Source organism: Amycolatopsis sp. 2-15, assembly GCF_030285625.1.
GTDB lineage: Bacteria > Actinomycetota > Actinomycetes > Mycobacteriales > Pseudonocardiaceae > Amycolatopsis > Amycolatopsis carbonis.
Window position 1 is genome coordinate 8,444,487 of the sequence record NZ_CP127294.1, and the last position, 24,637, is coordinate 8,469,123.

General features: G+C 71.6%; 22 protein-coding genes. 7 read left to right on the forward strand and 15 right to left on the reverse strand.

The genetic code is table 11. The features are described 5' to 3' along the window. Positions 1-87: 87 nt before the first annotated feature. The 4 genes from QRX50_RS41785 to QRX50_RS41800 all read right to left on the reverse strand — a co-directional run bounded on the left by QRX50_RS41785 (position 88) and on the right by QRX50_RS41800 (position 7,860). Positions 88-1,668, reverse strand: coding sequence for an FMN-binding glutamate synthase family protein (locus QRX50_RS41785; protein WP_285968603.1), 1,581 nt, complete (start codon positions 1,666-1,668; stop codon positions 88-90). Positions 1,669-1,835: 167 nt separating this feature from the next. After that, positions 1,836-5,450, reverse strand: coding sequence for a methionine synthase (gene metH / locus QRX50_RS41790; protein ID WP_285968604.1), 3,615 nt, complete (start codon positions 5,448-5,450; stop codon positions 1,836-1,838). Positions 5,451-5,575: 125 nt separating this feature from the next. Further along, positions 5,576-6,193: a maleylpyruvate isomerase mycothiol-dependent enzyme family protein gene (locus QRX50_RS41795; RefSeq protein ID WP_285968605.1), complete on the reverse strand. Its 618-nt coding sequence runs from the start codon at positions 6,191-6,193 to the stop codon at positions 5,576-5,578. A gap of 143 nt (positions 6,194-6,336) precedes the next feature. Beyond that, the gene (locus tag QRX50_RS41800) at positions 6,337-7,860 is read right to left on the reverse strand and encodes a carboxylesterase/lipase family protein (protein WP_285968606.1); all 1,524 of its coding nucleotides are present in this window, start codon (positions 7,858-7,860) and stop codon (positions 6,337-6,339) included. A 178-nt stretch (positions 7,861-8,038) separates the two neighbouring features. Here QRX50_RS41800 and QRX50_RS41805 point away from each other — a divergent pair, with 178 nt between their 5' ends. Together QRX50_RS41805 and QRX50_RS41810 are read left to right on the forward strand one after the other, a co-directional pair. After that, positions 8,039-8,536, forward strand: coding sequence for a MarR family winged helix-turn-helix transcriptional regulator (locus QRX50_RS41805; RefSeq protein ID WP_285968607.1), 498 nt, complete (start codon positions 8,039-8,041; stop codon positions 8,534-8,536). Between the two features lie 15 nt (positions 8,537-8,551). Beyond that, positions 8,552-8,995 (forward strand): hypothetical protein, encoded by a 444-nt coding sequence (locus tag QRX50_RS41810; protein ID WP_285968608.1) that lies wholly within the window; start codon positions 8,552-8,554, stop codon positions 8,993-8,995. A 69-nt stretch (positions 8,996-9,064) separates the two neighbouring features. Here QRX50_RS41810 and QRX50_RS41815 read toward each other — a convergent pair whose 3' ends face one another. Beyond that, positions 9,065-10,759, reverse strand: coding sequence for a sigma-54-dependent Fis family transcriptional regulator (locus QRX50_RS41815; RefSeq protein WP_285968609.1), 1,695 nt, complete (start codon positions 10,757-10,759; stop codon positions 9,065-9,067). A 135-nt stretch (positions 10,760-10,894) separates the two neighbouring features. On the opposite strand from QRX50_RS41815, the gene QRX50_RS41820 reads away from it, so the two are divergent. Together QRX50_RS41820 and QRX50_RS41825 are read left to right on the forward strand one after the other, a co-directional pair. Beyond that, positions 10,895-12,565: an FAD-dependent oxidoreductase gene (locus tag QRX50_RS41820; RefSeq protein ID WP_285968610.1), complete on the forward strand. Its 1,671-nt coding sequence runs from the start codon at positions 10,895-10,897 to the stop codon at positions 12,563-12,565. Continuing rightward, positions 12,562-13,029, forward strand: coding sequence for a nuclear transport factor 2 family protein (locus QRX50_RS41825; protein ID WP_285968611.1), 468 nt, complete (start codon positions 12,562-12,564; stop codon positions 13,027-13,029). The genes QRX50_RS41820 and QRX50_RS41825 overlap by 4 nt, the downstream gene beginning before the upstream one ends. Positions 13,030-13,074: 45 nt before the next feature. Here the strand turns inward: QRX50_RS41825 and QRX50_RS41830 are convergent, their stop codons facing one another. Beyond that, entirely contained in the window at positions 13,075-13,554 is a 480-nt protein-coding gene (locus tag QRX50_RS41830) for a DinB family protein (RefSeq protein ID WP_285974691.1), read from the reverse strand. Between the two features lie 148 nt (positions 13,555-13,702). Here QRX50_RS41830 and QRX50_RS41835 point away from each other — a divergent pair, with 148 nt between their 5' ends. Together QRX50_RS41835 and QRX50_RS41840 are read left to right on the forward strand one after the other, a co-directional pair. Next, the gene (locus QRX50_RS41835) at positions 13,703-14,662 is read left to right on the forward strand and encodes a helix-turn-helix transcriptional regulator (protein WP_285968612.1); all 960 of its coding nucleotides are present in this window, start codon (positions 13,703-13,705) and stop codon (positions 14,660-14,662) included. Positions 14,663-14,689: 27 nt separating this feature from the next. Next, complete coding sequence (locus QRX50_RS41840; RefSeq protein WP_285968613.1) at positions 14,690-15,094, forward strand: VOC family protein; 405 nt, start codon at positions 14,690-14,692, stop codon at positions 15,092-15,094. 5 nt (positions 15,095-15,099) lie between these two features. Here the strand turns inward: QRX50_RS41840 and QRX50_RS41845 are convergent, their stop codons facing one another. The 8 genes from QRX50_RS41845 to pdxR form a co-directional block, all read right to left on the reverse strand. Next, on the reverse strand, positions 15,100-15,351 hold the full coding sequence (locus tag QRX50_RS41845) for an ATP-grasp domain-containing protein (RefSeq protein ID WP_285968614.1): 252 nt from the start codon (positions 15,349-15,351) through the stop codon (positions 15,100-15,102). A 30-nt stretch (positions 15,352-15,381) separates the two neighbouring features. Next, a complete protein-coding gene (locus QRX50_RS41850; RefSeq protein WP_285968615.1) occupies positions 15,382-16,404 on the reverse strand; it encodes a lysylphosphatidylglycerol synthase transmembrane domain-containing protein in 1,023 nt (340 codons plus the stop codon). Continuing rightward, entirely contained in the window at positions 16,404-17,513 is a 1,110-nt protein-coding gene (locus tag QRX50_RS41855) for a glycosyltransferase family 4 protein (protein WP_285968616.1), read from the reverse strand. Before QRX50_RS41855 ends, QRX50_RS41850 begins: the two co-directional genes overlap by 1 nt. Positions 17,514-17,667: 154 nt before the next feature. Beyond that, entirely contained in the window at positions 17,668-19,170 is a 1,503-nt protein-coding gene (locus QRX50_RS41860; RefSeq protein WP_285968617.1) for a CYTH and CHAD domain-containing protein, read from the reverse strand. A gap of 46 nt (positions 19,171-19,216) precedes the next feature. Next, on the reverse strand, positions 19,217-19,672 hold the full coding sequence (locus tag QRX50_RS41865) for a hypothetical protein (protein ID WP_285968618.1): 456 nt from the start codon (positions 19,670-19,672) through the stop codon (positions 19,217-19,219). Between the two features lie 74 nt (positions 19,673-19,746). Beyond that, positions 19,747-20,586 (reverse strand): aldo/keto reductase, encoded by an 840-nt coding sequence (locus tag QRX50_RS41870; protein WP_285968619.1) that lies wholly within the window; start codon positions 20,584-20,586, stop codon positions 19,747-19,749. Positions 20,587-20,625: 39 nt separating this feature from the next. Continuing rightward, entirely contained in the window at positions 20,626-20,994 is a 369-nt protein-coding gene (locus tag QRX50_RS41875) for an STAS domain-containing protein (protein WP_285968620.1), read from the reverse strand. Positions 20,995-21,091: 97 nt separating this feature from the next. Beyond that, the gene (gene pdxR / locus QRX50_RS41880) at positions 21,092-22,492 is read right to left on the reverse strand and encodes a MocR-like pyridoxine biosynthesis transcription factor PdxR (RefSeq protein ID WP_285968621.1); all 1,401 of its coding nucleotides are present in this window, start codon (positions 22,490-22,492) and stop codon (positions 21,092-21,094) included. A gap of 82 nt (positions 22,493-22,574) precedes the next feature. Between pdxR and QRX50_RS41885 the strand changes: the two genes are divergently transcribed. After that, positions 22,575-23,786, forward strand: a complete 1,212-nt coding sequence (locus QRX50_RS41885; protein ID WP_285968622.1) for an MFS transporter — start codon at positions 22,575-22,577, stop codon at positions 23,784-23,786. A gap of 205 nt (positions 23,787-23,991) precedes the next feature. Here the strand turns inward: QRX50_RS41885 and QRX50_RS41890 are convergent, their stop codons facing one another. Next, positions 23,992-24,405 (reverse strand): SsgA family sporulation/cell division regulator, encoded by a 414-nt coding sequence (locus QRX50_RS41890; RefSeq protein ID WP_220238926.1) that lies wholly within the window; start codon positions 24,403-24,405, stop codon positions 23,992-23,994. Positions 24,406-24,637: the final 232 nt, after the last annotated feature.

Below are 24,637 nucleotides of genomic sequence, written 5' to 3' on the forward strand. Positions count from 1 at the left end.
CCGGGCCCCGAGGCTGTCTTTTCAACCTCCGCTCACCCTAGCCCGACCGCGGTGTGCGGCCTATGCCGGACAGGCCGGAGTGTCCCGCTACACGGTGAACCGGTCGGGGTCCGCGGCCTTCCAGTCGACAGCCCACTCCTCGGGCGGCTCGGCGAGCAGCTGCCCCGGCTCGAGCCAGTCGTACAGCTCTGCGTAGGAGCGCACCACGTGCGAGTCGAGCCGGCGGCGCAGCTGGTGCGGCGCGAGGTCGGCCGGGTCCGACACCCCCATCGCGGCCATGATCTGCAGGGCCCCGGCCACGGTCGAGTGCTGGTAGCGCTGCACGCGCTGCGACTTGTCCCCGACGTCGAGCGCGCGCCCGCGCCGCGGGTCCTGCGTGGCGACACCGACCGGGCACTTGTTGGTGTGGCAGCGCTGCGACTGGATGCACCCGACGGCGAACATCATCGCCCGCGCCGCGTTGGTGTAGTCGGCGCCTTGGATCAGCCGCTTGACGAGGTCGGCGCCCGTGGCGACCTTTCCGCTGGCACCCAGGCGGATGCGGTCGCGCAGGCCGGTGCCGACGAGTGCGTTGTGGACGGTGATGAGGCCTTCGGTCAGGGGCGTACCGAGGTGGTCGGCGAACTCCAGCGGCGCGGCACCGGTGCCGCCTTCGGAGCCGTCGACGACGATGAAGTCGGGCGTGACGTTCTCGTCCGCCATCGCCTTGCACAGCGCCAGCACCTGCCGCCGCGAGCCGACGCACAGCTTGAAGCCGGTGGGCTTGCCGCCCGAGAGCTCGCGCATGCGCGCGACGAAGTGCACCAGCTCGCGCGGGGTGGAGAAAACGCGGTGGTACGGCGGGGAAATCACGGTCTGCCCGATCGGGACCTCACGCACCCGCGCGATCTCGGCGTTGACCTTCGAGCCGGGCAGCACGCCGCCGATGCCGGGCTTCGCACCCTGGGAAAGCTTGAGCGACACGCACTTCACGTTGTCGTGCTGCGCTTTGTCGGCGAACACCGCCGGGTCGAAGTCGCCGTCGGAGGTGCGGCAGCCGAAGTAGCCGGTGCCGACCTCCCAGATCACGTCTCCCCCGCCGCGCAGGTGGTACTCCGACAGGCCACCCTCGCCCGTGTCGTGCGCGAACCCGCCGAGCGCGGCGCCCTTGTTGAGCGCGAGGATCGCGTTGGCCGACAGGCTGCCGAAGCTCATCGCCGAGACGTTCAGCAACGCCATGTCATACGGCTTCGTGCAGTCCGGCCCGCCGATCCGCACGCGCGGCGGCGTCTCGACCTGCTTGACCGGCGCCATGGAGGGCACGAGGAACTCGTAGCCGTCGGCGTACACGTCGCGCTCGGTGCCGAACGGCTCCTCCGCGTCGGTGCCCTTCGCGCGCTGGTAGACGATGCTGCGCACGTCGCGGTCGTACGGGCGCCCGTCGAAGTTGCGCTCGATGAAGTACTGCTGCAGCTCCGGGCGGATCGCCTCCAGCAGGAACCGCGCGTGGCCGAGCACGGGGTAGTTGCGCAGCACCGAATGCTTCCTCTGCAGCAAGTCGTACGCCCCGACCACCGCCGGCACCAGCAGCGGCCCGGCGAGGAACCACCACCAAGCGTTGCCGGCCGCCAGCACCACCGCGCCCGCCGCGATCACCACGAGGAGCACCACCGCTCCGAACCTCACCACGCTCAATCCACGCACGAGGGAAAGGTAGCCGCAGCACCGACTTTGCGCAGGTCCGGGCCGCCTTTCGGGACGCCAGGCCAGGTCGTTTCGTCCCGTTCGCGCCCGTTCGGACTACCGGAACCGGACACGGCCGACGTGGTGCGACCCACGCCGGCCGTGGTTCCGAGTCAGTACGCCAGGTTCGGCCGCAGCCATCGCTCGACCTCGTCCAGCTCCAGGCCGCGCCGGCGGGCGTAGTCCTCGACCTGGTCGCGGCCGAGGCGGCCGACGGTGAAGTAGCGGGACCCGGGGTGCGCGAAGATCAGGCCGCTGACGGCGGCGGCCGGGGTCATCGCGTACGACTCGGTGAGGCCGATGCCGAGCTCGCGGGCGCCGAGCAGGTCGAAGAGGTCCTTCTTCTCGCTGTGGTCGGGGCTCGCGGGGTAGCCCAGCGCCGGGCGGATGCCGCGGAAGCGCTCGGCGTGCAGGTCTTCCAGCTTCGGCTGCGCGTCGGGCTCGAACCAGCGGCGGCGGGCCTCCAGGTGGATGTACTCGGCGAATGCTTCGGCCAGGCGGTCGGCCAGGGCCTTGACCATGATGGCGCGGTAATCGTCGTGCTCGGCTTCGTAGTGGTGCGCCAGGTCTTCCGCGCCGTGGATCGCCACGGCGAAGCCGCCGAGGTGGTCGCCGGCCGGTGCGACGTAGTCGGCCAGGCAGCGGTTGGCGCGGCCTTCGGGCTTCTTCGTCTGCTGGCGCAGCATGGGGAAACCGCGGCCGGCGTACTCGCCGTCGAGCAGGATGTCATCGCCCTCGGCGTGCGCGGGCCAGTAGCCGTACGAGCCGCGGGCGGTGAAGGAGCCGTTGGCGATGATCTCGTCGAGCAGCGAGGTGGCGTCGTCGAAGAGCTCGCGCGCGACGGGCTGCTCCAGGATCGCCGGGTACTTGCCCTTGAGCTCCCAGGCCAGGAACAGGAACTGCCAGTCGATCATCTCGCGCAGCTCGGCGATCGACGGCTCGACCACGCGCACGCCGGTGAACTCCGGCACCGGCACGTCGTCGAACGACACCTGCTCTCGGTTGGCCCGGGCCTGCTCGACCGTGAGCAACGGCGTCGCGTGGCGGTTCTCGTGCTGTTCGCGCAGCCGCTGCTGCTCGACACGGTTGGCGGCGTCGAGCACGTCGGAACGGTCGGTGTCGAGCAGGTCGGACACCACACCGACCACGCGCGACGCGTCGAGCACGTGCACCGTGGTGTGGTCGTAGACCGGCGCGATCTTCACGGCCGTGTGCTGCTTCGACGTGGTGGCGCCGCCGATGAGCAGCGGCAGCTTCAGCCCGCGCCGCTGCATTTCCGTGGCCACGCTGACCATCTCGTCGAGCGAGGGCGTGATCAGCCCGGACAGCCCGACCACGTCGGCGCTCTCGGCCACCGCCGTGTCGAGGATCTGCGCGGCGGGGACCATCACGCCGAGGTCGATCACCTCGTAGTTGTTGCAGCCCAGCACCACGCCGACGATGTTCTTGCCGATGTCGTGCACGTCGCCCTTCACCGTGGCGAGCACGACCTTGCCCTGGCCGCGGGAGGTGTCGATGCGGCCTTCGAGGCGCATCTTCTCCTTCTCCGCCTCCATGTACGGCTCGAGGTAGGCCACCGACCGCTTCATCACGCGGGCGCTCTTCACGACCTGCGGCAGGAACATCTTGCCCGAGCCGAACAGGTCGCCGACGATCTTCATGCCGTCCATCAGCGGGCCCTCGATGACCTCGAGCGGCCGGTCGAACTGCTGACGCGCCTCTTCGGTGTCGGCCTCGATGAAGTCGACGATGCCGTGCACGAGCGCGTGCGAAAGCCGTTCGGTGACCGGGCCTTCGCGCCACGACAGGTCCACAACGCGCTTGGTGCCGCTGCCCTTGACCGTGTCGGCGAACTCCACGAGCCGATCGGTCGCGTCTTCGCGCCGGTCGAAGAGCACGTCTTCGACGAGCTCCAGCAGGTCCTTCGGGATGTCCTCGTAGACGGCGAGCTGGCCCGCGTTGACGATGCCCATGTCGAGCCCCGCGCGCACGGCGTGGAACAGGAACGCCGAGTGCATCGCCTCGCGCACCACGTCGTTGCCGCGGAAGGAGAACGACAGGTTCGAGATGCCGCCGGAGGTGTGCGCGCCGGGGCAGCGCTCCTTGATCCGCGGCAGGGCCTCGATGAACGCCTTGGCGTAGCCGTTGTGCTCGCTGATGCCGGTGGCGACGGCCAGCACGTTGGGGTCGAAGATGATGTCCTCGCCCGCGAACCCGGCCTGCTGCGTGAGCAGGTCGTAGGCGCGGGCGCAGATGTCCACCTTGCGCTGCGCGGTGTCGGCCTGGCCCTTCTCGTCGAAGGCCATCACCACGACACCGGCGCCGTAGTCGCGGATGCGGCGGGCCTGCTCCAGGAACGGGCCTTCGCCCTCCTTGAGGCTGATGGAGTTGACCACGCCCTTGCCCTGCACGCACCGCAGGCCGGCTTCGAGCACGCTCCAGCGCGAGCTGTCGATCATCACCGGGATGCGCGCGACCTCGGGCTCGGTGGCGATGAGGTTGAGGAACGTGGTCATCGCCTGCTCGGAGTCGAGCAGGTCGGCGTCCATGTTCACGTCGAGCAGGTTGGCGCCGCCGCGCACTTGCTCCAGCGCGACGTCGACCGCGGCCTGGTGGTTGTCGCCCTCGATGAGGCGGCGGAACTTCGCGGACCCCGTGACGTTGGTGCGCTCGCCGATCATCACGAAGCCGGTGTCCTCGCCGATCGTGAACGGCTCCAGCCCGCTGAAGCGCGAGCGGTGCGCCGGCTCGGGCACCTCGCGCGGCGCCAGGCCCCGCACGGCTTCGGCGATCTTCGCGATGTGCGCGGGCGTGGTGCCGCAGCAGCCGCCGACGATGTTGACCATGCCCTCGCCCGCGAACTCGCCGAGCATGCCGCCGGTCTCGCCGGGCGTCTGGTCGTAGCCGCCGAACGCGTTGGGCAGGCCGGCGTTGGGGTGGCACGCGGTGTAGGTGCCCGCGATCTTCGCCAGCTCCTCCACGTGCGGGCGCATCTCGGCGGCGCCCAGCGAGCAGTTCACGCCGACGATCAGCGGTTCCGCGTGGGCGATGGAGCTCCAGAACGCCTCCACCGTCTGCCCGGACAGCGTGCGGCCCGACAGGTCCACGATCGTCACGGAGATCCACAGGGGCAGGTGCGGGGCGACCTCGCGGGCGGCGGTGATGGCGGCCTTGGCGTTGAGGGTGTCGAAGATCGTCTCGATGAGCAGCAGGTCGACACCGCCGTCGGCGAGCGCCTGGATCTGCTCGGCGTAGGACGCCTTGACCTCCTCGAAGGTCACCGCGCGGAACGCCGGGTCCTCGACGCGCGGCGAGAGGGAGAGCGTGACGTTGAGCGGGCCGATGGAGCCGGCCACGAAGCGTCCGCCGAACTCCTCGGCCGCCTGGCGCGCGAGCGCGGCCGCGCGCAGGTTCATCTCGCGGACGTGGTCCTGCAGGCCGTAGTCGGCCTGGCCGATGCTGGTGGCGGTGAAGGTGTTCGTGGTCGTGATGTCCGCGCCCGCGGCCAGGTACTGGCGGTGGACGTCGAGGATCACGTCGGGCCGGGTGAGGTTCAGCAGGTCCGGGTCGCCGGTGACTTCCTTGGGGTGCCCCTCGAGCCACTCGTCGCGGTAGTCCTCGGGGGTCAGACCGGCGCCCTGCAGCATCGTGCCCCACGCGCCGTCGAGCACGGCAATGCGCTGGTCGAGCAGGTCCCGCACGTTTTGAATCCTGCGCTGCTGGGTCATGCCACCTCCGTCGTAGTCACGGAGGCGCCCTTCGGATCACGGTGGAGCCGGCCGAGCGTGGCGGACTCACGTGGTCCGTTGCAGCGCCTCTCGACCTTGGTAGTCGAGACTACCGGATCCCCCTGTTACAGGCAGACACCGTTCACACTCCGGGACGCCTCATCCCCGAGCGGTGCGCCCTGCCACTTCCACTCCGTCTGCCGTGACCTGCCCGGCAGCGCGATCCGGCCCGCGCGCCACCGGAGGCCGTCCCACGGATCGGACGCCGGGGCCTCGCCGGGGAACAGCCGCGCGACGACGTTCGCGCAGACTTCGCGGGGCGGGTCGAGCCGGGTGTTCAGGCCGGTGGCCAGGTCTTCGCCGTGCAGCAGGAGTTCGGCGCAGCCCATGGCGGCGAAGCCCTCGGGGTCGGCTTTCCCGGTGGGGTGGTAGGCGCGGACGTCTTCCGCGCTTGTGCTGACCGCCGCTTTCAGGAGGCGGGCGCCGGTGAGGGCGAGCTCCAGGAGTTCTTGTGGCGTGGCGCCTTCGTCGGCCTTGGCGAGGAAACGCACGTAGTGGTCCTGCGGCCGGCTGACCACCTGGGCGGCGTAGGACATCAGGACGTCCCCGACGTGCTCCGCGGTCTGGCGGCAGTCCCAGTCGAGCTCGCCGGCTTTGCGGGTCCAGTCCTGGGTGACGGTGGGCCGCAGGGCGCGGTCGACGCTTTCCAGGGCCCGGCCGAGATCGGCGGCGGTGACGGTCATGGGCCCATGGTGCCTCAGCCGGGGTCGAGCTCCTCGCGCAACCGGCTGAGCGCTCGGTGCTGCTGCACGCGGACCGCACCCGCGGTGAGGCCCGAAAACACCCGCGCGTCGCAGAGCAGTCGCAGAGCAGATGCGTCAGCGGGTCACGGGGTGTTCCGGTGCCAGAACGGGCAGTGGTGGTCGGCGGCGAAACCGGGGTCCGGATGGAGACCGTCGGCCGCGAGGGAGACGACCGAGCCGGCCGGCCACGTCGGGACCGCAGTGCCGTGGACGAAGGCCGCCCATGCGTCGATCATCTGGTCGGACAGGGACTTCTGCGCCGGGGTCAGGGCGGGCGGGTGTCCGTCGAGGTCGAACAAGTACGGGAGTTCGAACGTGTGCGCCGCGCCGAGCGGGAAGGGAGCGGGGACGCCGGTGGCGGCCGGAGAGGTGGCGTCGGTGAAGTCGTAACGCCAGACCGACGGCAGGGAGTGCGACAGCTGGTCGGCGACGCAGGCGAACGACGAGTCCGTGACGGCTGCGGCGTAGGCGCGGGAAGCGTTGCCCGCGAAGGCGGACGGCGGGTATTCGGCCGCGACGGCGGCCGCGTCCGGGAAGTAGCGCGCCAGGGCGGCGGGGTAGCCGGCCGGGGTGATCGGTGGAGCGCCGGCCGCGAGCTGCTGGGCGAGGAAGTAGGTGAACTCGTCGTGGGTCGTGCCCATGAGCACCGGGACGGGGGCGGCGGAGCCGTGCTGGACGGCCGTGACCGGGTCGGCCGGCAGGACCGTGCCGCCGGTGACCGGGCCGGGGATCCCGATGCCGGCCAGCGAGTAGTAGACGGGAGCGGTCGCCAGCTTCGCCCCCGGAAGCGCGCGCAGGCAGGCGGCGGCCGTGGCGCGGTCGGCACAGCCGTGGGCCGCCGAATAGTCCACACTGGACTTTTCCGCCGCCGTGAGGGTGGCCTGTGCCTGACACGGAGCACTTTGGACGATCGCCGCGCGGAAGAGCCCACGGGAGCCCGGGGCGACGAGGTGGTCGCAGACCGACATGCCGCCCGCGGACTCGCCGGCGACGGTCACGGCGCCGGGGTCGCCGCCGAAGGCCGCGATGTTGTCGTGGACCCAGTGCAGGGCCTGTTGCTGGTCGAGGAAACCGTAGTTGCCGGGCTGGGCGCCCAGTGCCGGGTCGGCGAGGAAACCCAGTGCTCCCAAGCGGTAGTTGATCGTGACGACGACCGCGCCGCCGCGCACTGCCAGCCGGGTCGCGTCGTAGCGGTCGCCGCCGCCGTCGAGGAAGGCGCCCCCGTGGATCCAGACGAGCACCGGACGTTTCGCCGTGGCGACGGGCGGCGTCCAGACGTTGAGGTACAGGCAGTCCTCGCTCGTGCCGGGCGCGGTGCCCTGCGGACAACGCGGCCCGGGTGCCGTGGCGTCGCGCTCGGCGGTCCAGGACGCGGGCGGGGCCGGCGGCTGCCAACGACGTTCGCCGACCGGCGGCGCCGCGTACGGAATTCCTTGGAACACGCGGTGATCCGGCGTCACCGTGCCGCGGACCGGGCCCGACGCCGTGCGCACGACCTCGCCCAGCCGCCCGATCGCCGCGTCCGAAGCCGCGCACGCCGTCGCGGCCACCGCGAGCACGAGCAGCACTACCGCCAGCCCGCGCCGCCGCACCCTTGCCTCCGCCACCGCGCGGACGATACCGGGGACCAAGATTTTTTCACGGTCCGGGATCCCCTCACCAGAGCCGTAAACGGCGTCCGCGCTGGTCCGGGAGACGGCCACCTGGCCAAAGTAGCTCACCACTAAGCAACTTCGACGGATCGCTGACGTACCTCATGGCTAAGCCACCCATTAGGCTGACGTCATGGCCGACCACGTGGACTCCGTGCTCGCGCAGTGGGCTGCGCAGCGCCCGGACCTCGACGTGTCCCCGATGGCCGTGATCGGCCGGCTGAAGCGGGTGTCGCGCCTCATCGACACCGAGCTGGGCCGCACGTTCGCCAAACACGGCCTCGACGCGGCGTCGTTCGACGTGCTCGCCACGCTGCGCCGCAGCGACCCGCCCCACCGCCTCACACCGACCGAGCTCATGCGCACGGCCATGGTCACCTCCGGCGCCGTGACGCAACGGCTCGACCGCCTCGAAGACCGCGGCCTGATCGCCCGCAGCCGCAGCGAAACCGACGGCCGCGGCATTCTCGTCGCCCTCACCGTCGAAGGCCGGGCGCTGATCGACCGCGCCCTGCCCGACCACCTCGACACGGAGCACCGGGTGCTCGACGCCCTCGACCCGTCCGAGCAGGCCGCCCTCGCCGACGCTCTGCGCGTGCTCCTCGAATCCTTCGGCGACCGCACCGGCTGACCCTGGAGGCACCGCTTGAGCACCGACGGCCTGGACCCGTTCCTCGGCGAGTGGACCGTCAGCGTCCTGTTCCCCCACGCGCCCGCCGACCAGCCCCCGCCCGTCGCCCGGTGCGTCTTCGAGCGGATCCTCGACGGCCGCTACCTCACCCAGCGCATCGAAGTCCCGGTGCCCGAGGCCCCGGACAGCTACTCCGTCATCGCCGCCCACGAGGACGGCACGTTCACCCAGCACTACTACGACGCCCGCGGCGTGAGCCGCCTTTACGCGATGACCTTCCGCGACGGCGTCTGGGCGCTGCTGCGCGAAGCCGCCGACTTCTCACCTCTGCACTTCCGTCAGCGCTTCACCGGCACCTTCAGCGCGGACGGCAACCGCATCGACGGCGCGTGGGAGATGGCGATGCCGGGCGAAGACTGGAAGCACGACTTCGCAATGCGCTACACGAGAACCACCTGAGAGCCGGCTCGATCACGCGAGCCCGATCACGCGAGCCCGATCACTCCAGCCCCGAACACTCCAACCCGATCACTCCAGGCCATAGCGCCGCAGCTTGCGGTAGAGCGTCGCGCGGCCGATCCCGAGCAGGGCGGCCGCCCGCATGCGATTGCCGTTCGCGGTGCGCAACACGTCGGAGATGGCCAGGCGTTCGGCCTTCTCCAGTTCCGTCAGTCGCGGGTGCGCCGGTGACGAGCGCAAGCGTCCCGGCAGGTGGCGTGCGCTGACGGTCGGCCCGGCGGCCTCCGCTTCCGCCGCCGCGACCACGGCCTTCAGCTCGACGAGGTTGCCGGGCCAGTCGTGCCGCTGCAGCGTCGACCGCGCGTCCTGGGTGAAGTGCACGCCCCGGCCGAACCGTTGCGCGAGTTCCGGGATGTCGGCCGTCCGCTCGCGCAGGCTCGGTACCAGGATCTCGACCGGCGACCATTCCGTGCGCAGCACGTTCGCGCAATCCGACTCGGTGCCGGTCGTGAGCGTCGCGATCACCTGTGCGGGATGCCCGGCCCTCAGCAGGGCGGCGAGCCGCGCGGCCCGGCCACGCGCCAGTCGCTCGACGTGACGCAGCAGCACCGCCGGCGCCGCCAGCGCGTCCGCGACTTCCGCCAGCCAGCCGTCCTCGTCTGCGGCCTCGAGAACGACGGGATCACCGAGCGCCGCTCGCGCGACGCCGGTCTTGCCCACCCCCGGTTCGCCCAGCAGCAACAGCGGCCGGGTACCCGCCCGCGCCACCGACCGCTCGAGCGAGCGCCAGGCCGGCGAGCCACCCGCCAGCCCGGCGTCGGCGAAGAGCGTAAGCCTGGTGCTGCGGCGTCCCGGACGCCGCAGCGGTGGCTCCACGACCACGAGCAAGCCCCGGCTGTCGCCCGGCAGCGCGGGCCGGAGCCGGACCTTCAGGCCGTCGTCGAGGATCAGTTCGGTCGTGGGCAGGCAGCCGTCCCGCGCCGCCTCGATCGCATACGACTCCAGCGTTTCGATGTCGCGGGGTCGCAGCAGTCCGGCGGCGGCGTCGCTGACGAGCCTGGTGCGGCCGTCGAGCACGGCGATCGGGTACCGGCCGGGGCCGGCCCGCAGGTAGGCCTCGAGCAGGCGGTGTTCGTGCGCCGACGCGGCGTGCAGCAGCTCCCGCTCGATCGCACCGGTCGCCGTGGTCGCGAGTGCGTGCAGCACCCGCGCCGGCGCGTCGAGCTCGCACACCACCGCGACCGCGCCGCTGACCTTGCGCGTGACCGGGTCGGTCACCGGGGCGCCGACGCACACCGTGCTCTGGTACAGCTCGAAAATGTGCGCGGGTCCCCCGACCACGACCGGCCCGCCCGTGTCCAGGACGTGGCTGATCCCGTTGGTCCCGGTGGAGCGCTCCGACAGGTCCGCACCCAGCCGGGTGTCGATCCGGGCGAGGTGGGCGCCCACCGCCTCCTCGTCGGCCCAGCAGCCGACGACCCGCGCGTGGCGGTCGCTCAGCACCACCGCGGCGCCGAGCCCGACGAGGTCGTCGGCCAGTTTGGCCAGGACCGGGGTCGCGGCGCGGACCAAGGGGGTCTCCAGCGGCACGGGCACCTCCGGCACGTGGTCCCGCGTGACGTCGAGCTCGGCGAAACACGAGCGGCGCCAGGCGGCGGACAACCAGGCCGGGAGGTCTTCCGGCAGCCGTCGCTCGGTCAGGAAGACTTCCCTGGCGTGGCGCAGGCGGGCCAGCCCGTCGCGCGTGTCGATCTCGTAGCCCATCCGTTGTCACTCCATTGTGTTCACGGACCGAACCCCCAGTCTCACCCGGAGCACCATCATGGGCCACTTACCAGGTGCGACGGCTGTCTCATTGTGAGACAACCGCGTTCCGCGGGAGAACCGCAAGGTGTGCGCATGACGAACGATTCAGTCGCGCCGCGAGAGAGCGCCCGCCCCGCGACACTCGCGTCCGCGGACGTCGAAACCGATGTGGTCGTGGTCGGCGGCGGCGGCGCCGGCCTGCCCACCGCGCTGTTCAGCCGGTGGCTGGGCAACGAGGTGGTGCTGCTGGAGAAGGCACCGGAACTCGGCGGCACGGCCAAGAAGGCCGCGTTCTGGTACTGGGTGCCGAACAACGAGCCCATGCGCGCGCTCGGCATCGAGGACCGGTTCGAGGACTTCCTCCGCTACGTCGCGCGGCTGTCCCAGCCGACCAGGTTCGACCCGGTGAGCCCGACTGCCGGCCTCACCGACTGGGAAGCCTCGATGGCCCGCGCGTTCTACGACAGCGCGAGCCCCGCCGCCGAGTGGCTGGCCGAGCAGGGCGCGCTCACGTACCGGCATTGCCCGGACGTGCCGGACTACTGGTCGGAACTGGCGGAGGACAAGGCTCCGAAGGGGCGCGTGCTGGTGCCGGAAGGCGCCCGGGAATCGATGTCCGACGGCGGCGAGGTAGCGATCGCGCAACTGTCCGCGGCGGCCGCGCGCGACGGTGTGGACGTGCGCACGGGGCACCGGGTCCAGCGGCTCGTCGTCGACGGTGGCCGCGTCGCCGGCGTCGAGGCCACGACCGCCGCCGGGCAGACCGTGCGGGTGCTGGCCCGCAAGGGTGTCGTGTTCGCCACCGGCGGCTTCTCGCACGACGACGACTTGCGCCGCGACTACCTCGGGGTCCCCGCCTACCCGGGCTGCGCGGCGGTGACCAACGAGGGCGACTTCGTGCGGATCTCTTCGTCGATGGGCGCACAGTTCGCCACCATGAACCACGCCTGGATGTGCCCGGTGCCGCTGGAGAAATCCGGGCGGCCCGACCTGGTCGGCATGTTCTCGGTGGCCGGCGACTCGATGATCCTCGTGAACCGGCGGGGCATGCGCGTGGCCAACGAGAAGCAGCCCTACAACGAGTCCGCGCGGACGTTTTTCCAGTGGGACCCGGCCGCGGGCAACTACCCGAACCTGGTGCTCGTCCAGGTGTGGGACCAGCGCAGCCAGGACCATTCCGCCAGCGACGAATACGGCCGCCTGATCGTCCCGCCGGGCACCGACGACTCCCACGTCATCAGCGCACGGACACTCGACGAGCTCACCGTGAAGATCCGCGAGCGGCTCGCGGCCAACGCCGCCAAAACCGGGGGTTTCACCCTCGCCGACGATTTCGCCGAGAACCTGCCACGGACGATCGACCGGTTCAACGGGTTCGCCGCCAAGGGCAAGGACGAGGACTTCGCCCGCGGCGAGACCGCGATCCAGCTGGTGTTCAACGGTCCGGTCAAGGAGGAGCCCGGCCGCGACAACCCGACGATGTGGCCGATCAGCGACACCGGTCCTTACTACGCGGCGCTTGTCACCGGCGGCCTGCTCGACACCAAGGGCGGCCCGCGGACCGACCCGGACGGACGGGTGCTGGACGACCTCGGTGTGCCGGTCCCCGGCCTCTTCGGTGTCGGCAACTGCGTGGCCTCGTCTTCCGGCCGTGCTTACTGGGCCGGCGGCGCTACGCTCGGCCCGATCATCGCGTTCGCCTACCGGGCCGCAGGCGCCGTCGATCGCGCCCCCGGACCCGCCTGGGGGCAGGAGCCGAAATGACGTTGAGCACCCAGATCATGACCGATGAGCAGCGCAAGTCCGTGGCGCTGGAATACCTCAAAGCGTTCGATCACGGCGGCGTCACCTCAAGCGGCGGCAGCATTCTCGACCTGTTCTCCGTCGACGCGCAGGTCTATTTCCCGAAGTGGGGTCTCGCGGACGGCCACGACGAGATCGGCCGGATGTTCGCCGACGTCGGCGGCACCCTGAAGGCCATCAAGCACCACTACTCCGAGCTGAACTGGATCTTCTCCGGCAGTGACCTGGTCGTCGTCGAAGGCACCAGCCACGGCGAGCACCGCGACGGCCCGTGGCGCGCCGGCGCGCCCGACTGGGCGGCCGGCCGGTGGTGCGACGTGTTCGAGATCCGGGACTGGAAGATCCACCGCTGCTTCATCTACCTCGATCCGGACTACGCCGGGCAGGACACGGCTCGCTATCCGTGGCTCGCCGAGGAGAACTAGCGCGGCCGGCGGGCGCCCGAGGACGTGGCGCCCGCCGACGGGCGCTCAGCCCATGCTCTTCGCGCCGTCGAGCGACTCGCGGATGATGTCGGCGTGGCCGGAGTGCTGCGCGGTCTCGGCGATGATGTGCATGAACACGCGCCGCGCCGACCAGCTCGCGTTCTCCTCGAACCACGGCGCCTTCGGCAGCGGCTGGGTCGCGCCCAGGTCGGGCAGCGTGGCCACGAGCTCGTCGGTCTTGGCGGCCACGTCGGCGTAGGCGGCCAGCACGCCTTCCAGCGTCTCGCCCGGCAGCAGGGTGAAGTCGTTGGCGCGCTCGGCGAAGTCGGCTTCGGTCAGCTCCGAGAAGTCCGGCATGGCCGACGGGCCCTGCCCGATGAACTCCACCCAACCGCGTTCCACCGACGTCACGTGCTTGATGAGGCCACCCAGGCACAGCTCGCTGGCCGTGGTCCGCAGGCGGGCCTGGTCGTCGGTGAGGTCACGCGTCGTGAACCGCAGGAAGTGGCGGTGCTTTCCCAGCATCGCCAGCAGGTCGGCGCGTTCGCCCGTGGTCACGTCGGTCGGCCACGTCTCGTTCACGGCTTCGTCCTCTCGTCGGTGTCTGCGTCTGAACCTAAGGTAAAACCCATTCCGGCCACTTTGTGACCTCAATAGGAGAGAATCTGGGTTCATGGCCAACACGAGCTCGCGAACCCTGCGGTTGCTGTCGCTGCTGCAGACGCACCGGTACTGGCCCGGCCAGGAGCTGGCCGGCCGCCTGGAGGTGTCGATCCGCACGCTGCGCCGCGACGTCGACCGGCTGCGGGAGCTGGGATATCCCGTCGAGGCGCAGCGCGGCGTCGACGGTGGTTACCAGCTCGCGCCGGGTGCGACGCTGCCGCCGCTGGTCGTCGACGACGAGGAGGCCGTGGCGCTGGCGGTGGGCCTGCAGGCGGCCGCGCAGGGTTCGGTCGAGGGCGTCGCGGAGTCGTCGCTGCGCGTGCTGGCGAAGGTGGTGCAGGTGATGCCGGCCCGGCTGCGGCGGCGCGTCGACGCGTTGCGCGCGATGACCGTCCCCCTCGGCTGGAACGGCGCTCCCGGCCCCAGCGTCGACCCCGGCGTGCTTACGGCCATCGCCCTGGCCTGCCGCGACAGCGAACGGCTGCGGTTCTCCTACACCGCTCGGTCTGCCGACGGCCGGCAGACCGAGCGACACGTCGAGCCGCTCCGCCTCGTCCCGGTGGGCCGCCGCTGGTACCTCGTCGCCTACGACCTCACCCGCCACGACTGGCGCAGCTTCCGCGTCGACCGCCTCACCGACCCGCGCAGCACCGGCGCCCCGTTCCGCCCGCGCGAGCTGCCCGCGGCCGACGCCGCCGAGTTCGTCCGCGCCGGTCTGGACAACGTCGCGCGCCCATACCGGGTGGAGGTCGTCGTGGACGCGCCGGCCACCACCGTGCGCGAGCGCATCGGCCAGTGGAGCACGGTCGAGGAGCTGGCCGGTGACCAGTGCCGGGTACTGATGACCGCCGACTCCCTGGACTGGCCGACACTCGCGCTGGGTGTCGTCGGCGCCGACTTCCGGGTGGTGACGCCGCCGGAACTGCAGGAGCGTGTGCACGAATGGGGAGCGCGGTTCAGCCGGGCGTAGGTATCGTGACTCCTTCAGGAGGCTGCCATGGCCACAGTCAGCGTCCGCTACCTCGTGGACGACGTCGATGCCGCGATCGGGTTCTACCGCGACCATCTCGGCTTCACCGAGGTCATGCACCCCGCTCCGGCCTTCGCGATGCTCGCCCGCGGTGAACTCCGGCTGCTGCTCAGCGCGCCGGGAGGCGGGCCCGGCGGCGGCCAGGCCCTGCCGGACGGCCGGGTTCCCGAGCCGGGAGGCTGGAACCGGTTCGCGCTGCAGGTCGAGAACCTCGACACCGAGGTCGCGAGGCTGCGCGCGGCCGGGGTGGCGTTTCGTGGCCCGGTCGTCGACGGGGTCGGCGGACGGCAGGTGCTGATCGAAGATCCGTCCACCAACCCGGTCGAACTCTTCCAGCCCACCCGCGCCGAAGCTCGCCTCGACGCCGGCTGAGCCGGTCAGCACACCTTCGCGGGCTCCGTCGGAGTCGGGGCCCAGCCCCAGGAATGCGGCGCCTCCCCCGGCTCCACGACCGCGCCGGCGCGCACGGTCAGCACGGGCACGACACCCAGCAGATCCGCGCCCAACGCCTCCGTCCGCGCCGCCAGTTCGCGATACGTCTGTTCCGCCGTGGCCCGGTCGCCGACACCCAGGCGCACCAAGCCGACCGCCGCACGGTGCGTGACCTGCGGTGAGAGCGCTTTCAGCACCACCGGGAAGCCGAGGAGACGCGGTGATCGTCAGGCGGCGGACCGCGCAGGTACCCGGGCCGGCGCGGGAGCCGCAGTACGCGCCGGCAACGCGGTCGGCGCGGCCGACACGAGCGGCCGGCGACGCAGCGAGCCGAGCCACTGGACCAGCAGCACCGCCCCGCCCGGAGCCGTGGACACCAGGCCGAGCAACCCGTACACGACGGCGACCGTCACCCCCTGCTGCGCACCCAGCCCCGCGGCGGCGAACGCCAGGGCCGCGACACCTTCGCGCGGCCCGAACCCGCCGACGTTGATCGGCAGCCCCATCGCCAGCAGCGCGAGCACCAGCAGCGGCAGCAGCGTCATCAGCGAAGCGGTGGCACCGGCCGCGTGCGCGGCGACCACGAACAGCGTGAGGTGCCCGGCCAGCGCGACCAGCGACAACGCCGTGACCCGCGGCCACGTGCGCAGCCCCAGCAGCCCGGCGCGAACGTCCGCCATCGACTCCGCGAACCCCCGCTGCCACTTCGACGCGCTGTGCAGCCAGCGGTCGCCCGTGCTGCACGCGACGGTCAGCACCACGATCGCGGCCAGAAGAACACCAGCACCTGCGAAAGTCAGCACATCGTGGGCGAACGCAGGCAACACGGCAGGTCGGAAAAACAACACGGCGAGTCCGGCCGCCACCACCACGACCTGTCCGGCTGTGCGTTCCAGAACAACAGCTCGCACGCCGCGCGCCACGTCACCGGCCTTGCGGCCATGGTCCACCGCGCGGTGCACGTCGCCCAGGATCCCGGCCGGCAGCACACCGTTGAGGAACTGCGCGCGGTAGTAATCCGCCACGGCCTGGCGCAGCGGCAGGCGCAGTCCCAGCCGCGAAGCGACCACGCGCCACCGCCAAGCGCTCACGACGGTGGTCAGCAGCCCGATCGTCAGCGCGGCCAGCACCGGCCACAGGCCGATCACCCGCAGGCCGTCGAGGAAGGCGTCGGTGCCGAGGCGCCACGCCAGCACCCCGATGATCGCGAACCCGGCGAGGATTCGGAACCACGACCAGAACGTACGCATCAGGCCACCTTGATCGGGATCGAACGCCAGCGGGAAAGTACTTCGGTGAGCCGGCGGGCCGCGCCGTCCCACTCTTCGAGGGCGCTGCCGCGGCCGAGCGCCGCCGTGCGCAGGTCGCGCCGCAGCTCGGCGTCGGTGACCCAGCCGCGCAGCGCGGAAGCGAGGGCGCCCGGGTCTCCGGGCGGGACGAGCAGGCCGGGCACCGCGCCGTCCGACGAGCGGCCGAGCGCATCGGGCACCCCGCCGACATTGCTGGCCACCACGGGAATGCCGCGCGCCAGGGCTTCGGTGATAACCATGCCGTAGGTCTCCGCGTGCGAGGGCAGCAGCACCAGGTCGGCGCGGTCGTAAGCCGCGTCGAGCTCGGCGCCGGCCTTCGGCCCGCCGAAGGTGACGCGGTCGCCGAGGCCGAGGCGGTCGACGGACCAGCGCAGCTCGTCGACGTACTCCGGCGCGCGCGTCAGCGAGCCGACGAAATCCACGGTGAGATCGAGGTCAGGCAGCTGGGCCAGCGCTTCGACGAGCACGTCCTGGCCCTTGCGCGGGGTCACCGCCGCCACGCACAGCAGCCGCGAAACCCCGTCGGTCCCCGACGCCAGCGGCGCCAGGTCCACGCCCGGCTCCACCACGGCGACCGTCGACGGCCCGAGGCCGTGGCGGCTGATCAGCGTGCGCGCGGCCGTCGGGCTCGTCGCCACGACCTGGCGCACCACCCGCAGCGTCTCGCGTTCGCACGCATCCAGCTCGGCGGCGTGCACGGGGTCGAGGCCGGTCTCGTCGGCCAGCGGCAGGTGCACGAGCACGCCCAGGCGCAGCCGCCGCGCGTGCGGCACCACCACGTCGGGCACTCCGCACGCGACCAGGCCGTCGATCAGCACGGTCGTGAGGTCCGGCAGCGCCGCGAGCGCCCGCGCCAGCCGCGCGCGCCCCGTCGGCCCCGGCTCGGGCCACGACCCGGGCACGGCCACCTGCAGCACGGGCACCCCCGCGCCCGGCAAGCTCTCGCACATCCGCCGGTCGTAGGTGTTGCCCCCGCTGGGCTCCGTGACGTCGTCCACGTTGCCCGGGAGCACGAACGCGACCACGTCCCCCGCCCGCTGACTCCGCACGTTGCCTCCTCACGCCGCTCTCATCCAACACGGACGACACGGGCCGGCGGTTCAATCACGCCCGGAATTCCCACCCCACGAACGGGCGATGGCCGGGTACCGAGGCAACTCCCCCGGCACCCGGCCACCTTTGTCGGTCACCTCGCCGCGCGGCCTACAGCCACTTCGGCGCGTCCCCCTTTTCGAGCCGCTTCCACCGGCTCACGAACTCCCGCCGCATCCCGGCGCGCACTCCCCCGCCGGTCCCGTAGAGCACGCCGAAGGTGAACCCGACGCCTTCGTCGTGGCCGTCGACGCCGAGGCGGTACACGACTGGGCCCGCCACCACCCAGTCCTGGTGTTCGCCCAGCAACTGCTGCACGTTCTTCACGTTCTTGCGCCACCCGCGCACCTTGCCGCCGAACACGGGCCGCACCACGTCAGCCGCGTAGCGAGCGCGCTTGGCCTTCTTGCGCACGTCGTGCAGCGCGTGCTCCAGCTCCCGGCCGGACAGCCCGTGCGCCGCCTTCTCCGCCTTCCGGAGTTTCCCCGCAGCCTTGCGCACCGGCTTGCGCAGCACCTTCTTCGCGGAGCCGGCGTCGGTCGGCACACCCGACACGACGGCGTCGAGCTCCTGCATCAGAGCCAGGTACCGCTTGCCGCGCAACGCCTCCAGCACCTTCTCCCGCGCGTCCACGGCCTCGCGGGAGAACCGCCGCGTCAGGAACTGGTCCACCGGCCCGACCACGAGCTCGGCCGACGCGCCGTCCACCCACTCGCGCACGAGCGCCTCGACGACCTCGCCGTCGCGGGCCGGGGCCAGCTCGCCGCCCAGCCACTTCAGCTCGCGCGTCACGCTCGGGATCCGGTCGTCGTCCACAATGGACGAGAACGTCCGCAGCGCGCTCCGCAGCTTCCTCGAGGCCACGCGCAGCTGGTGCACGGAGTCCTCGACGTCGCGCCGCGCCCCGACGTCGGCACGCTGCAGCGCCGCGAACTGCTCCCGCAGGTAGGCCCCGACGACCTCGCCCCCGTCAGGCCGCTCGCCGACCACCTGTCCGTTGGGCACGCGGTCGTCGATCAGGCGCCGCAGCTTCGAAGGCCACCGCGACGTCCGGGCGCCGGCGTCGACCACCGTGCTCTCCAGCTCGTCGAGCAGTTCCGGCGCGGCGTCGCCCGCGAGCTCGATCTCGAGCTCACGCCACCGGTCCAGCCGCGCCGTCTTCCCGCCGACCTCCCCGGTCACGTGGTCGTCGGTCACGGTCGCGACGATCTGGCCCGACGAGTCGGTGAGCCGGTGGGAGAACCGGTCGGTCTTCAGGTGCGCGATGGGCAGGAGCTTGCCTCCCAGTGTGTGGGCGCGCAGCAGCTGGTTCAGCTCACGGGGCACCTTGCGGTCGTCGACGCCGAGCGGGACCTGCAGCTCCTCGCGCTCGTCGGGCCCGACCGGCAGCTTCAGGTGCCACCCGGCGTCGTGCCCGCCCACGCGGCGGCGCAGGGTGATCCCGGCACGCGCGAGGGAGAACCCGGCGGTGTCGTAGTACGTCGCGTCGAGCTGCTCCTCGGCCGGCGCGTCCTGGCCCTGCACCGTCCCGCCGCCGACGAAGTCGGGGACCACCGCGTCCTGCGCGACCTCGTACTTGCGCTCGCGTTCGATTTCGACCACCGGTCTGTTCATCCGGTCACTCCTCAGGTTCGTTCACGAAAGTCTGAGGCACGGCTACTCACGGCGCGCGGTGCTCCAGCGGCGGACTCACGTCCGGGTAGCTCGCCTCCTGGGCCGGCACCGCCGTGGTCACCGCCGTGCCCCGCTGCTCGGCCTCTCGGCGCGAGATCCTGCGGTTCACCACGGCTTCGCCCACCTGCTCGCCGCGGATGCGGCCCAGCACGGCGAGCGTGAGGGCGTGCACGATCGCCAGCACCAGCAGCAGCACGCCGACGCGGCCCACCACCCCGGGCAGATCGCTGTCGCCGAGCGGGATCGTGGACAGCAACGCCAGCAGCCCCAGCGTCACCAGGTGGAACAGCACCGTCACCAGCCGGGTCATCGACGCACCCGCGGCGGGGTCGCCGTAGGAACTCTCCAGGTACCCGCGTCCGCTGCGGTAGATGATCTGCCCGTCGATCAGCACGAGCACCACACCGATGGCGAGGAACGAGACGTACGCTTCTGTGCTCATCCCGGCACACTCCTTCCGGCCTCTCCCGAAGAAGTACCCCTGGACCAGCGGGGGAAAACCCGTGCGGCGCAGGTTCAGCCGCGGAAGGTGTCGGGATGCGGACCCGTGCGGTGGTCGGCGTCGAGCTTGCCGATCGCTTCCAGGTCCTCGTCGGCGAGTTCGAAATCGAACACGTCGATGTTCTCCCGGATGCGCGCGGGCGTCGCCGACTTCGGGAACACGATGTTGCCCAGCTGCAGGTGCCAGCGCAGCACCACCTGGGCCGCGGTCTTGCCGTGCTTGTCCGCCAGCCCGGTCAGCACCGGGTCGGAGAGCACGGCCGCCTGCGCGAGCGGGCTCCACGCTTCGGTCGCGATGCCGTGCGCACGGTGGTAGGCGCGGAGTTCGGTCTGCTGCAACGCGGGGTGCAGCTCGATCTGGTTCACCGCCGGCACCGTGCCGGTCCGGCGGGCGAGCTCTTCGAGGTGCTCCACCTGAAAGTTCGACACGCCGATCGAGCGCGCCTTCCCGGCGCGCAGCAGCTCTTCGAAGCCTTCCCAGGTGCGCACGTACTTGTCCTGGTGCGGCAACGGCCAGTGGATCAGGTACAAGTCCACGTAGTCGAGGCCGAGCCGGCGCAGGCTGCCTTCGAGCGCGTTGATCGCGTTGTCGTGGCCCTGGGCGTCGTTGGCGAGCTTCGTGGTGACGAAGACTTCCTCACGAGGCACACCTGACTTCTCGATGCCCTCGCCGACCCCGGCTTCGTTGCGGTACATCTGCGCGGTGTCGATGTGGCGGTAGCCCGCCTCGAGCGCGGTTCGCACGGCGTCGGCGGTGTCGTCCTCCGGAATCTGGAACACACCGAACCCGAACTGCGGGATGCGCACGCCGTTGTTCAGCTCGAGGTCCGGGACGTTTGTCGTGTGAGCAGCCATGATCTCTGCCTACCCGAGGCTCCGGACCCCGAAACTCGCTCAGGACGCGACCGCGGCCGCCAGCGCTCGGCTCAGCGTCGGGTGCACGGCCACCATGGCGGACGCACCGGTCACGTCGAGGCAGCGGCGCAGGCTGCGCGCACCGTCACACACCACGGTGAACGAAACAGCCCGATCGTGCGCGGTGAACAACGCGCGGATACCGGCGCAGCCGAGGAACTCGACGCGGGAGAGATCCGCCACCACGGGCCTGCCGAGCTCGACGGCGTCGGTGAGTGCTTCGGCGAAAACGTGGGCGGTGGCGGCGTCGAGGTCACCCACCGGGGTGAGCACACGAGCGCCTTCGTGGTCGGTGGTGGTGATGGTGAGCTCCGCCGGTACCGAAACCGCGGGAAACGGGGTGTTCATGGAGCGCTCCTCTCGCAGGAACCTGCAGGGGCGCTGACCGGAGCACGTCTCTGAACAACAGCCAACACCTTCGACCGTACGCCGGTGGGCCGTGAGGTCAACCCTCGTCGAACACGCGTCTCAGTACGGCGAGGCCGGCCTCGATCTTCTCCGGGGCCACGGCGCCGTAGCCGAGGGCCAGCCCGGACGGCGCGGGTTCCCCGCACAGTCCCGCCAGAGACTGCACCCCGACACCGGCTTGGTTCGCCCGCGCCGCAACGAGTTCCACGTCCACATCGGACAGTGCACAGAGGTGCAGCCCGGCGGCCGAGGGCACCGGCGTGAGCAGTTCCGCGAACTCCTCGTGCAGCAACTTCGTGATGTGCTCGTGGCGCGCGGCGTATTCGCGGGTCGCCTTGCGGATGTGGCGGGCGAACGGGCCCTCGTCGAGGAACCGGGCGAGCGCGGCCTGCGCGTGGTGGTCGCCGTGCCAGTCAGCCAGTTGCCGGGCGTAGAGCAACGCGTCGCGCAACGAGCGCGGCGCGACCAGGAAACCCAGGCGCAGCACGGGAAGCAGGGTTTTGGAGAACGAGCCGACGTACGCGACGCAGCCGGCGCGGTCGAGGCTCTGCAACGGTTCGAGCGGGCGGTCGGAGAAGCGGAACTCGCTGTCGTAGTCGTCCTCGATCACGATCGCGCCGGTGCGCTCGGCCCAGTCGAGCAGCGCGGTCCGGCGCGCGAGCGACATCGGCGTGCCCAGAGGGAACTGGTGCGACGGCGTGACGTACACCAGCCGCGTGCGCGGGGGCAGGGCCGAGACCTGCAATCCTTCACCGTCCACGGGCACGCCGACGATTTCGGCGCCGTGCGAACGGAACAGTAGCCGCGCCATGCGGTAGCCGGGTTCTTCCATCGCGACGCGGTCGCCGGGTTCGACCAGCACGCGGCACAGCAGGTCGAGCGCCTGCTGCGCGCCCTGGGTCACGAGGACGTCGCCGGCGTCGGCGCGCACGGACCGCGAAACGCCGACGTGGCGCGCGATCGCCGCCCGCAGCCCGGCGTGGCCCGCGGGGTCGCCGTAGTGCGCGGAACCGGTTCCTCGCAGCTCCGCCGACAGCAGCCGGCGCCAGGCCTGCATCGGGAAGAGCCGCGCGTCGGGAATGCCGACGCGGAAGTCGTACTCCGGGTCGGTGCCCGCCGGTTCGAGCGGGGGCAGCGTCCGCCACACCTCGCGCGGCCGGGCCGAACCGGCAGGTGCCTGTCTCGTCCGGCCGGCGGGCAGCTCGGCGGACACGTAGGTGCCGGAGCCGACGCGGCCGGCGAGGAACCCGTCCGCGGTGAGCCGGTCGTAGGCCACGGCGACGGTGTTGCGGGAGACCGACAGGCGTTTCGCCAGCTCCCGGGTGGGCGGGAGGCGTTCGCCGGAGCGCAGCCGGCCGTCGAGGATCGCGTCGCGCAGCTCGCGGTAGATGCGCGTGCCGAGGTCGCCGCGCCCGGCGAGCGTCACGTGGAAGTCCACCTCCGGCAGCCTACATTGGCCCGGTCTGGGTGCACAGAATTGGATCTGGTGCAGGGCCAAACGCAGCTCTAGCGTCAACGGCATGACGACGATCGAGCGCCCCGCCTCCGTGGCCGGTTCGCGGCCCGGCCGCTTGCTCGCGGGTGCGCAGCTCGCCGCCTCACTGGGCGATGGTGCTTTTCTCACGTGCGCGGTGCTGTATTTCACGCGCGTTGTCGGATTGACACCAGGCCAGGTGGGGCTGGGTCTCACGCTGGGCTGGGCGGTGGGCACGGTCGCCGGCGTGCCGCTTGGGCACGCGGCCGACCGCAGGGGCGCGCGGGGTGCGGCGGTGCTGCTGTCGGTGGCGACCGGGCTGGCGATCACGGCGTTCCTGTTCGCGGGTTCGGCGTGGACGTTCACGCTCGCCGCTTGTTGTTATGCCACCGGGCAATGTGGGGTCAGCGCCGTGCGCCAGGCCCTGCTGGCCGCCGTGGCGGAGCCGCAGCAGCGCACGCGGGTCCGCGCGCACCTGCAGTCGGCCGGCAACGCGGGGCTGGCCGTCGGCGCGGGCCTCGGCGGTCTCGCGCTGCTGGCGGATACGCCCGGCGCGTACGCCGCCGCGTTCACCCTCGACGCGGCCGCGTTCGTGGTGTCGGCCGTGCTGCTGCGCCTGCTGCCGGCCGTCGCGCCGGTGCCGCGAGTAGAGGGCGAGCCGGCGCTGGCCGTGCTGCGCGACCGGCCGTATGCGCTCGTCACGCTGCTGAACGCGATCCTGTTGCTGCGCATGCCGTTGCTGAGCTTCGCGATTCCACTGTGGATCGTCTCGCGGACCGCCGCTCCCGAGTGGACGGTGTCGGCCCTGTTCGTGCTGAACACGATCGTGGTCGTGCTGGGCCAGGTCCGCGTGGCGACGCGCGTGACCGGCCTGCCCTCGGCGAAGCGGCTGGTGCGGCACTCCGGCGTGCTGCTGGCCGCCTCGTGCGTCACCTTCGCACTCTCGGCGACGGGCTCATCGGCGACGGTGGCCGTCGCGGTCCTCGTCGCCGGAGCGCTGCTACAGGCACTCGGGGAGATGCTGCAGTCGGCCGGCACCTGGGAAATCGGCTTCGCCCTCGCGCCCGCCGCGCGGCAGGGCCAGTACCAGGGCTTCTTCGGCACCGGCACGTCCGTGGCCCGCATGGCGGGCCCGGCGCTGCTCAGCACGGCGCTCGTCCAGTGGGGCACCCCCGGCTGGCTGCTGGTCGGCGCGGTGTTCGCCGCCGCCGGGTGGGCGATGGGTCCCGCCGTCCGGTGGGCCGGGCAGCGAGGCTGATGTCACGAGTGGCGCGGGGCCACCGCGAAACTCGGCTATGCGGCCGCCGACGGCTCAGGGGTGCGAGCCACCTGGCTGCGCGACGCCCCCGATGGCACTGACCTTGGCGGCGATGAAGCGCCGGTGACACGACCAGCCTGTGACACAGGCACCTCGGCGGTCCAAACCACCCGATCACGCCAAGTCCCCGATGCTGCCGGGGAGCTCAGTCGCGCAGGGCCAGCTTCGCGAGTTCCTGGTCGAAGTCGAACCAGAGGGCCTCGTCGCCGGCCGGGACCTCGTCGTAGGTGCGGTCGAGGAAGTCTGCGAGCTCGTCGGCCGGGGCTTCCAGCACGGCGGAGCCGTCGGGGGCGTTGAGCTCGACGACCACGCGGGCGTCGTCGGCGGCGGGGCGCACTCGCACGTCGCCGTCGCCGGCGGGGGCGATGAGGCCGTCTGCGAGCAGGTCGCGGCCGAAGAGCCAGCGGACGACACCGGGGCCGGCGTGGTAGCCGACGGAAATGGCGTACGGGTCCGACGGGTCGTACTCGAGGTCAGCGCGCACCGGCAGCGGAACGCTCCCGAACGTGCGCAGCCCGAAGACGATCGTCGCGTGGACGACGGGGGGCTCGGTGCCCATGGCGGTACCTCCTTCATCTCGTTCTTGGGTGGAAGCAACTCACGACTCAACGTGAATGTTCCTCTATGAGTAACGCCCCGTAAGAGTACGAGCTGCCCGACAAGCGATCTTTCACCCCTTTGGTGGAGACGGACGTCTCATGCGCTCACTCATCGGCATGAAGGGTGTCCCCGATCGATGACCGCAAGCTGCCGAGGGCCCCCGCGGGCCGCGCTCCCCCGTCATCGTGGGC

Coding starts and splice junctions, on each gene's coding strand:
- QRX50_RS41830 (WP_285974691.1), bottom strand. CDS start 13,554: ATGCTGGGAAAGCACCGCCACTTCCTGCGGTTCACGACGCGTGACCTC.
- QRX50_RS41865 (WP_285968618.1), bottom strand. CDS start 19,672: ATGAGCACAGAAGCGTACGTCTCGTTCCTCGCCATCGGTGTGGTGCTC.
- QRX50_RS41840 (WP_285968613.1), top strand. CDS start 14,690: ATGGCCACAGTCAGCGTCCGCTACCTCGTGGACGACGTCGATGCCGCG.
- QRX50_RS41875 (WP_285968620.1), bottom strand. CDS start 20,994: ATGAACACCCCGTTTCCCGCGGTTTCGGTACCGGCGGAGCTCACCATC.
- QRX50_RS41870 (WP_285968619.1), bottom strand. CDS start 20,586: ATGGCTGCTCACACGACAAACGTCCCGGACCTCGAGCTGAACAACGGC.
- QRX50_RS41820 (WP_285968610.1), top strand. CDS start 10,895: ATGACGAACGATTCAGTCGCGCCGCGAGAGAGCGCCCGCCCCGCGACA.
- QRX50_RS41815 (WP_285968609.1), bottom strand. CDS start 10,759: ATGGGCTACGAGATCGACACGCGCGACGGGCTGGCCCGCCTGCGCCAC.
- QRX50_RS41885 (WP_285968622.1), top strand. CDS start 22,575: ATGACGACGATCGAGCGCCCCGCCTCCGTGGCCGGTTCGCGGCCCGGC.
- metH (WP_285968604.1), bottom strand. CDS start 5,450: ATGACCCAGCAGCGCAGGATTCAAAACGTGCGGGACCTGCTCGACCAG.
- QRX50_RS41835 (WP_285968612.1), top strand. CDS start 13,703: ATGGCCAACACGAGCTCGCGAACCCTGCGGTTGCTGTCGCTGCTGCAG.
- QRX50_RS41850 (WP_285968615.1), bottom strand. CDS start 16,404: ATGCGTACGTTCTGGTCGTGGTTCCGAATCCTCGCCGGGTTCGCGATC.
- QRX50_RS41825 (WP_285968611.1), top strand. CDS start 12,562: ATGACGTTGAGCACCCAGATCATGACCGATGAGCAGCGCAAGTCCGTG.
- QRX50_RS41805 (WP_285968607.1), top strand. CDS start 8,039: ATGGCCGACCACGTGGACTCCGTGCTCGCGCAGTGGGCTGCGCAGCGC.
- QRX50_RS41795 (WP_285968605.1), bottom strand. CDS start 6,193: ATGACCGTCACCGCCGCCGATCTCGGCCGGGCCCTGGAAAGCGTCGAC.
- QRX50_RS41890 (WP_220238926.1), bottom strand. CDS start 24,405: ATGGGCACCGAGCCCCCCGTCGTCCACGCGACGATCGTCTTCGGGCTG.
- QRX50_RS41860 (WP_285968617.1), bottom strand. CDS start 19,170: ATGAACAGACCGGTGGTCGAAATCGAACGCGAGCGCAAGTACGAGGTC.